Origin of the sequence: Teredinibacter waterburyi, from assembly GCF_001922985.1 — a bacterium.
Lineage (GTDB): Bacteria > Pseudomonadota > Gammaproteobacteria > Pseudomonadales > Cellvibrionaceae > Teredinibacter > Teredinibacter waterburyi.
The window spans coordinates 135786-147366 of the sequence record NZ_MRUH01000103.1 but is presented as its reverse complement, the minus strand read 5'-3'; the positions used below and the strand labels follow the sequence as shown (position 1 = coordinate 147366).

Here is an 11581-nt window from a genome sequence, read left to right as displayed (position 1 = left end):
TGCCAACTGCCCTGCTTTTTATCGCGATGTCGGCATCCCTGCCGCAATCTAGCCGCAAATTACTGAACTCTAACGGGGGTATAGGTCTTGTTATTAGATTCACTTACTTCCGAGATGACATTGTTCTCATCCAGAATAATGCCCAACCAATAGTCCTGTCCCGCATTAAGGTCTGTTGGGATATAAACCGGAACAGTTGTGGTCATCACATTTGCTGGGTGAATATTGCCAAACACACCACCGCCAATGCGACGGTCCGAGGTGCTTATGGTGTCGTTGGTCGAGATGTAGATGCCGTATTGGACGTTGGCGTGAGACTGCTTACCGTTATTCTCAATGGTAAATTCAGGTCGCACAGTCGTGCCCCGAGTAACCCTAAAGCCCGGCTCGCCATTTATAGTAATGCCGGCAAGCGTGCCATTATTGGCGCTATTGCGAACACGTACACGGCCGTGACTGGAGTACTCACCACTGGAGCCGGTGCGACGCCAATGAGAGACCGAAACATCACGAAACGAGCTACTCTGGTCGCCATAAAGCGTGCGCGCTCCATGGGACGCATCTTCACCAAAATAACTACGTGCAGTACTGCCATTGGTGTGGTGATGCCGCCAAGAATCTCCCATAACGTTGTACTCCGAGTTCACATGCATCAAACCTAGGTAGTGACCCGCTTCATGCACAATTACCGCATCGATTGGCGAACGCGTTCCGGTATAGGCGGAGTTACTGGTTTTAGCCTGCGATGACGTCCAACTAATGCTCGTGTCTAGAACGATATCCACTTCGTCTAAGCCATAGTGCCAACCAAACAGCCAATAGCAGTGGTAACGCATCTTTGCTACACCTGGAGGCGAGATGTTCTGCGCATAGATTTCATTTTGTCCATTTCCCGAGCCAACACCGCCGGTTTCGGTTGTACGGTTAATATTAAACGGCGATGGATTGGTATTGGTCATATCAATGCCGCGTTGTGCTGCCGTTAAGTTGCTACCCGAAAAACTAATGGTGTTAATTCTTGCACTGGTTGAATTCCCACTCCAACGCAATTTTTTACCACTATCACCATTACACTCCAACCATGAAGCCGAGAAAGCAGGCGATGCTAATAGCACCAAACTCACAACTGCAAAAAAAGTCTTGATTCCGTTCATTTCATTACTCCCTATTTGCCGTCAGCGACGGTTAGTGTGGCTTTAGTCGTATAGGCTGCTGCCTTCTCTTCGCTGTCTTCCAGCTTTTCTACTGTTGGTGGCGCGATATAAAAGTCTTTAGCGGAACTAGCCGACAATACTTCTAAGCGTGGTTCTTCTGCTTCCTTCGCAAGTTCTTCAAGAGCGGCAAAAAATGCATCGACAGTCAGCGGCTTGCCAAAGATTTCCATAGGCGTTACTTCGCCATCTTTAGACTCGTCTGGCGTGGCCACTTCACCTTCAACGCCATAACTAATGTGGTAAAACTCAGGTGCTTCCTTTTCGTACACTTCGCGCATTTCTTTTAAGGTCATACCGCTAGCCGACTTATCGGACTCGATAATTTCTTTAAAGTCTTCACGCTGCATTATTTGCTCAAACGATGGCCGAGGAATTTCCATTACGTTTAAATCAAAGCGAGGCTTGCCACCTATTTTTAATTCTTTAAGCACCTCAACAACCGGCACACCCCAGGCGTTATACACTTGATCTTCGTAGATACGAAAACGCCCCTCAACACAATCAACTAACGGGCAGCCCTCCACTTCTCCGCCGAGCACAAACAATACATCGGTTTCACCCCGGGAAAAGGTTGGGGTATTAGTATCCATATAGTATCCACCCGCGCCATCCGCGCCACCGGGGAAGCGTAAAGTTAAGCGTTCCTCGCGTAACTTGCCGCGAAAGGCTTTTTCAATTTGATAGGTAACAAATGTGTGTGGCAACCCCGTTGGCTCTTCCTTGCTGGGTTCGGAGTTTTTGTATTCAATATCAATGACTTTACCGAATACAATCGCACTGGAGTCGTGTACCAGCGGCAACATGCCTGTATCCGCTGAATCGTTGGCGCTGTGAGCAAAACTTTGCTCACATATAGAGACAAGTACAAACGCGGCCACCAGGCCGAAAAAGGGAATAATTTTCATAAGGCTTAATCCATTACTTTATTAACTAATGCCCGCTAATCGATTGGCAACCCCGCACTCCAACTAGCAAGCTCCTGTTGGCTGCACTCCACAGAAAGTACAACCGGTATTGATCAATGCATACTAAGCAATCCGTTCAACACGGAGGCCATTAAACGCCTTTTTATTTGCGAATAAAACAGCGTTTTTTTTTGCTTACAGACTAAAGTCGGTAGGTAAAATGTCTGCACATAAACATTAGTACAGCTATTTTTTTTACTGCTTAATAGCGTTTCAAAGTCTGTGAATTATTGCCTTAATATCTATCTTTTTTGTAGGCTTTCTCTTACAAACTAATCGGTCAATAACGGTGTAAAAATGCGGCAAATGGATTAAGCTAGGCACCCACAATCCAAAGCGCCACCCACAACGACTCATTGGGAGCATGATGATGACTAAACGTTACCGCGACATACTCGAAACCATTGGCAATACACCGGTAGTTAAAATAAACAAACTAGCACCAGATAACGTTAACCTTTACGTAAAAGTTGAAGCATTTAACCCAATGAGTTCGGTAAAGGACCGTTTAGCGCTAGGCATTATTGAAGCGGCCGAAAAAAGCGGCGAGCTTAAGCCGGGCCAAACGGTAGTAGAAGCAACAAGCGGCAACACAGGTATCGGTCTTGCTATGGTGTGCGCTCAAAAAGGCTACCCATTGGTAGTAACTATGGTCGAAACCTTTAGCGTCGAACGACGTAAGCTTATGCGCTTTTTAGGCGCTAAAGTTGTGTTAACACCCGCTGCCCAAAAAGGCACTGGGATGGTAAACAAAGCTAAAGAGTTGGCGGATAAAAACGGTTGGTTTTTAGCGCGTCAATTTGAAAATGAAGCCAACCCTGATATGCATTCACGCACCACAGCAATTGAAATACTGCGCGATTTTAGCGATATAGGGTTAGATTACTGGGTAACCGGAACTGGTACAGGTGGCACCCTACGCGGTGTTTCGCGCGTACTTAAAGCAGAAAGCCCGAAGACTAAAATTGTTGTTACAGAGCCGGCCAACGCGGCGCAAATTGCCAGCGGCATTAAACAAGAAAGGCATGCCGACGGCTCACCCGCTGCAGGTCATCCCAGTTTTAATCCGCACCCAATTCAAGGTTGGTCACCGGATTTCATCCCAAAACTGGTCGAAGATGTGGTTAACGACCACCATATTGATTTAAATATCCCAGTCACTGGCGAGCAATCAATTCAGTGTGCGAAAGACCTCGCGCGCCAAGAAGGGTTATTTGTTGGGATCTCTGGCGGCGCGACTTTCGCCGCGGCATTAGAGCTGGCAAAACAAGCACCTGCGGGTAGCAACATCCTTTGCATGCTGCCAGACACCGGTGAGCGATATCTGTCCACACCTTTGTTTGCGGATGTAGCGGTCGAGATGACCGAAGAAGAAGATGGCATTTCTCGCTCAACACCTGGGTATCAGTTCACCTAAACCGGAAGCGCCCAACACAAAAAAGCCCCCACACTGATTCACATTACCTTGAATCCAAGCGGGGGCTTTTTTGTTACGCAGACTTTCACTTAACGACTGTCAACTAGCCCGCCGTAATCTTGCCATTGCCACCAGCGGTACTGTGGCAACTATTGCAGGAACCATTTGAAACAGCCCCCGGCATTTCGCGATTGCCGTTTGGCGTTGCAATATGAACATCTACACCCGTAACAAAACCATTGCCGGTAAAAATTCCTTCTAGTGGTTCTTGGGTATAGAAGTTGCCACTGTCATCGCTGCTTAGCACGGCCTCTATGGTGTTGGTGTTGTGGGTGTACAAAGTAATAGTCGCATTAGTTTGCGGCGCAGACCCGCCCGCGCGATAGACTGTACCGGCCACGCTAAAAGCCATCGCGTCATTCGCCGAATGGCAGCCCGACGTTAAACAGTCGCTACCCGGGTTATGGCTACCGTTAGCCGCACTACTTCCACTTGAGGTACTACTGGACGAAGAGCTACTCGAGGAAGATGAACTGCTTGATGACGCGGACTCATCGCTGCTGTCCGAATCGCTACCACCACCGCCACCACACGCCGTCATAATCAATACACTAACCGACACTGCCAATAGTAAAAAAAAACGCATATAAAACCCTCAAACCCAAATGACGCCTTACTTTCACGCCGGATGACTGTAAAAATTTACGCAACATTCTGTAGCGTAAACTTCCGAGTAAAGTTCGCTTTGTTATCGCTAAGCGTAAAACTAGCAGCTCTATAAAAGATTGCTGGGCAGACGTCTCGTTTTTACAAAGCCTTACGTTTGTCCTGCCGGTACGGCCGTTAAACGAAAAAGCCCGCGTAGTTAACGCGGGCCTTTAGCGGTAGAACTCAGTTGGCTCAAATTGATAGATCGAATGACCTAAACATTCACCGGCGCAAATTTCGGCTCAAATTCGTCTTCATCGCTATCCGATTCACTCAGTTCTGGAATCGATGACAACTGCCCGTGCTCATCTTTCGCAATCAACATATACAGCGATGGTATAACATAAAGGGTAAACAGCGTACCAATACCCATACCGCCCACCAACACTAAACCAATCGAGTTACGCGCCTCGGCACCAGCACCAGTAACCAATGTTAGAGGAAAGTGGCCTGCCACTGTAGCAACCGTGGTCATAAGAATAGGGCGTAAACGAGTCGATGAAGATTCACGAATTGCGGCCAGTTTACTCAGCCCTACGCCTTGCATTTTGTTGGCAAATTCCACCATCAAAATACCGTTTTTCGCCACCAAGCCAATTAGCGTTACCAAACCAACTTGCGAATAGATATTGAGTGTCGTCGTCCAGCCGTCCGTCCAATAACTCATATTCGGGTTAGGAATTTTTAACAGGGTAAAGATCAGGGCCCCGAACATGGCCAAAGGTACAGATCCTAAAAGAATCACAAACGGATCGCGGAAGCTATTAAATTGTGCAGCTAGAACCAAAAAGATAAGCACAATCGCCAAACTAAACGCCGGCAAAAACTTATTCCCCTCGCGTCGCAACTGCCGCGACTCACCGGTGTAATCGATCATAAAACCTTTAGGTAGTATCTTGGCCGCTTCGTCTTCCAAGAACGACAAGGCTACATCTAAAGGCTGTACCGCAACACCACTCAATTTCACCGCATTTAACTGCTGAAAGCGATTCAGCGAACGCGGTACTGTTTTTTGGCGAATATCCGCAACCGTAGATAAAGGCACTAACTTCCCTTCAGGCCCCGTAATATAAATATCTTCGAGCTGTTCTGGGTTCAATCGCTCGCTACGCTTTACCTGCGGAATAACGCGGTAACTTCGTCCAGCAATGTTAAAGCGATTCACATAAGCGCCACCAAGCATAACTCCGACGTCGGCACCAACCTGCTGCATATTTAATCCCAAATCGGCAACCTTATCGCGATCAATATGTAACTCCGCTTCGGGCAAATCAACCTTGGTATCGATTTGCGGCGGGAAGGCAAACATACCGCTCATGGTGGCTTTTTCCTGCAGCTCTTGAGCAAACTTTAAAATCTGTTCCGGTTCTGCAGTGGAGGCAATAACAAACTCCACAGGGAAGCTACCACCACCGGGCAATGCCGGCGGTGTAATCGCAAACATGTTAATACCGCTAATCTGCATTAACTTGGCATTGGCTTCAGGCATAATTTCAAAAACGGTACGCTCGCGCTCCTCCCAAGGAGCCAACACCATGCCACCGAACCCGCCAGTAGGAAAGGTTAACTGGAAGGTAAAATCCGTTTCAGGAATACTCATAAACGCTTCGTTAGCCGCATTAGAATAAATAGAAGCCTGATCTAACGATGAGTTTGATGCGCCTTCTACAATACCGAATATCACCCCCTGATCTTCGGTAGGCGCTAATTCTTTCGCCGAAAACATAAACATCGGCACGCACAATAGGCTAATAACAATCCAAACAATATAAACTGCCGGACGCGCTTTTAAGGTAGCGTCCAAGCCTTTCATATATTTTTGTCGAAGTTTTTCGAAGGTCACCGCAATAACATGAGCGAAACCTTCATCTTCCATGCCCTTCTTCAACATACGCGATGACATCATCGGCGATAGCGTTAAAGCAACAACCCCAGAAATAGTAACCGCGCCAGCAAGCGTAAAGGCGAATTCGCGGAACAACGAGCCGGTCAAACCGCCCTGCAAACCAATCGGGAGATACACGGCAACGAGTGTTGCGGTCATGGCAATAACTGGACCGACCAATTCCCGCGCACCCAGTATTGCCGCTTTCATGGGTGTCTGCCCATCGGCAATATGGCGCTCAACATTTTCGACCACCACGATCGCATCGTCCACCACCAGCCCCACGGACAATACCACCGCAAGCAGCGTTAACAGGTTCAAACTAAACCCGAACAATTGCATTAAAAACACGGCACCAATTAACGACACGGGGATAGCCACAATTGGAATTATGACCGAGCGTATTGAGCCTAAAAACAGGTAGATAATTAAAACTACGATTAGCAGTGTTTCAGTGAGAGTTTTAATCACCTCGTGAATAGAACTCTCAATATATTTAGTCGCGTCATAGGCGATAATACCCTCCATACCTTTTGGTAGGCTCGCCTGAATATCTTCCATCTCGGCGTTAACAAGTTTCATCACATCTAGGGAGTTGGCATTTGGTAATGGCCAGATCCCCATAAATGTTGCTGTTTTGCCGGTGTAACGAACTTCAGTGTCGTAGGTCTCTGAGCCCAAAACGACATCGGCGATATCTTTAAGACGAATTATTGCGCTGTTCTCGGCGCGAACAACCAGCTCTTTAAAATCGTCCACACTGTTTAGATCGGTGTTCGCAGAGAGGTTTACCTGAATAAACGAACCTTTTGTGCTACCCAATGCCGCAAGATAATTGTTCGCGGCAAGCGCTTGGCGAATTTGTACTGGGGTAATGTTATAGGCCGCCATCAATTCCGGCTTTAACCAAATACGCATCGCAAAAGTACGCGCCCCCAACACATCGGCACGCTGCACACCCTCAAGCGCCGATAGGCGTGGCTGTACAACTCTCACCAGATAATCGGTAATTTGGTTGTCTTCAAGAATGTCTGAGCTAAAACTCAAATAGGCAGAAGCAAAGGCACTGTCCGCCGACTCCACATTAATAATTGGTATTTCCGCTTCCGGCGGAAGGTCGCCCCTCACCTGATTTACCTTGGCGGTTATTTCCGTCAAGGCTTTAATCGGGTCGTAGTTTAATTCCAAGCGAACATTAATCGTCGACATGCTCTGAGTTGACGACGAGCTAATATAATCAATCCCGTCCGCCCCAGATATAGCACGCTCGAGCGGCGTTGTAATAAAACCTCGGACGAGCTCGGCGTTAGCACCAATGTACATAGTGTTAACGGTAATCACAGCGTTATCGTTACGCGGGTACTGCCTTACCGTAAGCGAGCTCATCGCTTGAATACCGGCAATAATGATGACTAAATTCACCACTATCGCGAGCACCGGCCGCCGTACAAAAATATCGGTAAAAGATTTCATTCTTTAAGTCTCACAATCCGTTAAATACGTTTACAAAGCTGGTGAATTAATTATCTTCCAGCTGAGGATTGGCACTAAATTCTGGCATGGCTGAGTTATTGATACTCACTGCCGCCCCGTTTTGTAATTTGAATACGCCAGAGCTAACCACCTGATCACCCTCATTGATTCCAGCCTCGACTGAAACGAAATCGCCACGCGCTTTACCAAGCCGAACAAACTGCTGCTGAGCCACTAAGCTTGTCTCGCCAGTTTTCTCATCTTTTTTCTCAGTAACGACAAAGATGGAATCGCCATAGGTGGCGTAGGCAACGGCGGTTACCGGCACGGCGAGTACCCGTTTAACATCGGACATAACAACCGCAACACTGGCAAACATGCCGGGTAGTAACTGTTTGTCCGGGTTTGCCAAGGTTGCCTGAACACTGAGTGACCGCGTGGAGGAATCCACTTCGGGGTTAATCGCCGTCACCTTGCCTTCAAACACTTTTCCCGGCGCGGCATCGGAGCGTACTCGCACACTTAGCCCAGGTTTAAGTTTTGCCATATCTTGTTGCGGTAAGGAAAAGTTTACATAAATAGGATCAACCGCCTGTAGTGAAACAATTGCACCACCGGTAGCAAGGTCTTGCCCCAAGTTGACCAAGCGAATACCAAGACGCCCGGCAAATGGGGCCTTAATGGTTTTCTTTTCAATGCTTGTTCGTATGGTGTCTGCCTGTGCGACCGCTTGCTTGTAACTGGCTTGTGATGCATCTAGCTCCGCTTGCGATGCCACCTTCTTTTTAAACAACTCGGTCAAACGCGTGAGGTTGGCCTGCGCCAGCTCTACACTTGCTGCCGCGGCTCGCAACTGTGCTTGTTCTGAGGAGATATCTTGTTTGATTAGCACCGCTCCAGCCTCGACATCAGCGCCAGCGGTGAAGGCTATCTCGGCCACTCGGCCGGGATTGTCGGCGGTAACCGTTACACCCTGAACGGCCTCCAGAGAACCGACAGCATTCAGGGATACTTCCCAGTCCTGATAGCTCGCCTCGCTCGCAGCGATGACCGTTGGAGGCATTACCATTGACTCGCCAGCCGCCGCCATATCCATAAACTGTTTAAGCTTGGCGCCAGCCAAAACTGCGATAAGCACCAGCAGTGCTGCAAGTGTCAACAAAATACGTTTCAACATGTCGGGTTGAGTCCTTTTAATCACAAAGATAAGTTAAAAATATAAGTAGATGGGCGATAAGAGAATGGTCGCTAGTATAGAAGGCAGTTCGGTTACACTAGGTGAATATTTGTAATTTGAGCTTAGTGATATTACCTCGCCAAGTTTGGCGGTGCACTCGTCCGTGCCACTACAGGTAATTCGCTTACAACGCGATTTCGTCCAGCTCGCTTTGCTTCGTATAGTTTAATGTCGGAACGCTTAACCCAGGCCTTCCAATCCTGATGACCAACACTGCAGGCAACGCCGAAGCTCGCCGAAATTGTTAGACCGCTAACAATTTCCATCGTCGCGATGGCGTCACGTAACTTTTCTGCAATCGATACGCCATGGGTTAAATCTGTATCGTAAAGCAGCAATAAAAACTCTTCCCCGCCCAAGCGAAAAACACTGTCACTCTTGCGGACACTTTTCAACAGAACCTCGCCTAAAGCTCGCAACACATCATCGCCAACTTCGTGGCCAAAACGGTCATTGATGGCTTTAAAGTGGTCTATATCAAGCGAAACAATAGTCGCTACACCACCCGTGGTTCGACAATAAGCGAGTGCTTGCTGGAGTGTATCAGCCAGCAATATACGGCCCGACACCCCCGTTAGGGAGTCGGTAACAATCTGCTTTTGCATATGCCCCTGCTGGCGCGTAATAACCCGCGTGAGGATTGCACTAAACATACTCACCGCAAACAGCGAAGCCCCTACTCTTATGGCTACAGCGCCATCCAAGTAGCGAAACGACAAGTAAGCGATGACGGTAAAAATAAGTATGTTTGCCAGCCACGCATGGCGTTCATCGAGCAACAGGTAGAACGTCATGATAGTGGGAAACGCCCAAAGGCTTGCCGTGAAGCCCTGAGCTACTAATGATAATCCCAGCAAGGCCACGACGGCAGGAACAAAGCCAAACAACAACAGCAAACTAAGATGCTGTCCTTTGGAGCCACTACGGGCCGCAACACCGAGAATAACCACAACAAGTAGTAATAGTGAGCCGATATAAGCCCGTCCTTCAGCGAAGTGTAAAAACACAAACGGAAGTACGACCAGTACGGAAACAATCGCCACGTATTTAGTGGCTGTGATTCGATAATCAACTACATGAGCTTGCGGTAACATCTCGTGTAACTTCTACCTTAAATTCATGAAAACCTAAGAACCACCATTAGAGGTTCTTGTTCGATCTGAACACAGCGCGTATTCAGAGGCGATGCTCAGCCAATTCATTTTAGCAGTAAATGTTACGATTAAACGACGACTCAGGCCGTTAAACAAAAAAACCGCCTTGCGGCGGCTTTTTTGTTTAGTTCAGATCAGCATTCAAGATTTTGTAATGATCATTAATAATTTTCAAGGTTGACGCATCCGTTGCGAATACTGAATTCAAGCCCTGAGGCTCTTGAGGCGGATCACCAACAAAGGTTTTGTCGCCTTCACGCCAAACCGCGTCATCGTGCAGCGCTTCGCCGTAACCACCCCACGCCCAGAAGTTAGTACCCACCAACGGCCCACCGGTGTGCACGCTATGATTCACCTTGCCAAATACAAATTGGTAAAAGCTATCGCGGAACTTAGTGGTCGTTTCTGGACCATATTGACCGCCATCGCGCTCCAAACCGAACTCTTCTAAAACGAGCGGCATATTCAATTGGGTCGCTAGCTCGATATGATGATCGATGTAGTCATTGGCACGCTGTACCGCTGTACCAAAAGTTTGCTCTGGGTCGGCGACCGTAAACCAGCCCCAGTTTTTCGGCCACATATGGAAGGTGGCATAGTCGATACCATTATCAGAGTGTGCAGCAAGAAAACACTCGTCCATAACGAGACACCCCATGGTGCCCTCTCCGCCAACGGATACTAGTTGCTTTGGCGCATCACCTTTAATAAGGGTAGCTGTGTCGCGAATCCATTTGTAATAGTGCCCTAAGTTTTCCTTGCTGCCCTCGCCATCACCAGGGCGCGGCTCATTCGCAAGCTGCCACGCCATAATGGTTGGGTCTTCACTGTAAAGCTTACCGGTTATGGTATTGCGACGCGTAACGATACTTTTGACATATTTATGAAAAAGCGCAACAGCTTCTGGATTTGCATAAAATTGTGCAGAAAACAATGCAAATGCAGGCCAAGGCTTGTCAGGGTCGGCCATATCTACAATTTCGCCATTGTTTACCCAAGATAGGTAGGTAGCCATACCACCGGACCACTCCCAAAAGTTGTTCAGGAAAATCACGGCTTTCAGGTCGCGCTTCGCCATTTCGGCAAGAGCGTAATCCAGACCAACTAAAATATCTTCGCGCTCGATTTCGCCCTTGTGACTAATCGCTGGCTTCATCGAATCACGTAGCGGCGAGCGTTCAGACGCACCAAGAATCCGCAAATTGGTAATGCCGGTGGCCTTCAATAAATCCAACTCACGATGCAAACGCTCACGATCACCGATCGCGTCCGTCTCGGCGCCAATATAACTGGCGAACCACATGTTCGCGCCAGCATAGCGGTAAGGCAACCCATTCAAATAAAAGTGTTTACCGTGCACACTTACAAATGGACTGACAGGAACTTCGTCGTAGGCAACCGGCCAATTTTCTCGGCTGGTTGCGGTCTCGGGTTCGGGCGAACATGCAGTTACCGCAGCAAGTACACATATTAAAGAAAACGAACGTAGCATTGAGGTCATAATTTCCCCCCTCGGTTATTATTGTCG

The 11581-nt window shown here is 48.1% G+C and carries 8 protein-coding genes; 1 reads left to right on the top strand and 7 read right to left on the bottom strand.

The window, feature by feature from the left end; translation table 11 throughout:
• Positions 1-59: 59 nt before the first annotated feature.
• Positions 60-1154, bottom strand: a complete 1095-nt coding sequence (locus tag IDZ20_RS07580; RefSeq protein ID WP_188150817.1) for a CARDB domain-containing protein — start codon at positions 1152-1154, stop codon at positions 60-62.
• Between the two features lie 11 nt (positions 1155-1165).
• Positions 1166-2119, bottom strand: a complete 954-nt coding sequence (locus tag IDZ20_RS07575; protein ID WP_188150816.1) for a hypothetical protein — start codon at positions 2117-2119, stop codon at positions 1166-1168.
• Between the two features lie 430 nt (positions 2120-2549).
• On the opposite strand from IDZ20_RS07575, the gene cysK reads away from it, so the two are divergent.
• A complete protein-coding gene (gene cysK, locus IDZ20_RS07570; protein WP_188150815.1) occupies positions 2550-3596 on the top strand; it encodes a cysteine synthase A in 1047 nt (348 codons plus the stop codon).
• Between the two features lie 103 nt (positions 3597-3699).
• Here the strand turns inward: cysK and IDZ20_RS07565 are convergent, their stop codons facing one another.
• The 5 genes from IDZ20_RS07565 to IDZ20_RS07545 form a co-directional block, all read right to left on the bottom strand.
• On the bottom strand, positions 3700-4242 hold the full coding sequence (locus IDZ20_RS07565; RefSeq protein ID WP_188150814.1) for a hypothetical protein: 543 nt from the start codon (positions 4240-4242) through the stop codon (positions 3700-3702).
• A gap of 276 nt (positions 4243-4518) precedes the next feature.
• Positions 4519-7662 (bottom strand): efflux RND transporter permease subunit, encoded by a 3144-nt coding sequence (locus IDZ20_RS07560; protein ID WP_188150813.1) that lies wholly within the window; start codon positions 7660-7662, stop codon positions 4519-4521.
• 46 nt (positions 7663-7708) lie between these two features.
• Positions 7709-8839 (bottom strand): efflux RND transporter periplasmic adaptor subunit, encoded by a 1131-nt coding sequence (locus IDZ20_RS07555; protein WP_188150812.1) that lies wholly within the window; start codon positions 8837-8839, stop codon positions 7709-7711.
• A gap of 131 nt (positions 8840-8970) precedes the next feature.
• The gene (locus tag IDZ20_RS07550; protein ID WP_188150811.1) at positions 8971-9993 is read right to left on the bottom strand and encodes a GGDEF domain-containing protein; all 1023 of its coding nucleotides are present in this window, start codon (positions 9991-9993) and stop codon (positions 8971-8973) included.
• Between the two features lie 184 nt (positions 9994-10177).
• A complete protein-coding gene (locus IDZ20_RS07545) occupies positions 10178-11554 on the bottom strand; it encodes a glycoside hydrolase 5 family protein (protein ID WP_188150810.1) in 1377 nt (458 codons plus the stop codon).
• Positions 11555-11581 lie beyond the last annotated feature (27 nt).

Coding starts and splice junctions, on each gene's coding strand:
- cysK (WP_188150815.1), top strand. CDS start 2,550: ATGACTAAACGTTACCGCGACATACTCGAAACCATTGGCAATACACCG.
- IDZ20_RS07555 (WP_188150812.1), bottom strand. CDS start 8,839: ATGTTGAAACGTATTTTGTTGACACTTGCAGCACTGCTGGTGCTTATC.
- IDZ20_RS07580 (WP_188150817.1), bottom strand. CDS start 1,154: ATGAACGGAATCAAGACTTTTTTTGCAGTTGTGAGTTTGGTGCTATTA.
- IDZ20_RS07545 (WP_188150810.1), bottom strand. CDS start 11,554: ATGACCTCAATGCTACGTTCGTTTTCTTTAATATGTGTACTTGCTGCG.
- IDZ20_RS07565 (WP_188150814.1), bottom strand. CDS start 4,242: ATGCGTTTTTTTTTACTATTGGCAGTGTCGGTTAGTGTATTGATTATG.
- IDZ20_RS07560 (WP_188150813.1), bottom strand. CDS start 7,662: ATGAAATCTTTTACCGATATTTTTGTACGGCGGCCGGTGCTCGCGATA.
- IDZ20_RS07575 (WP_188150816.1), bottom strand. CDS start 2,119: ATGAAAATTATTCCCTTTTTCGGCCTGGTGGCCGCGTTTGTACTTGTC.
- IDZ20_RS07550 (WP_188150811.1), bottom strand. CDS start 9,993: ATGTTACCGCAAGCTCATGTAGTTGATTATCGAATCACAGCCACTAAA.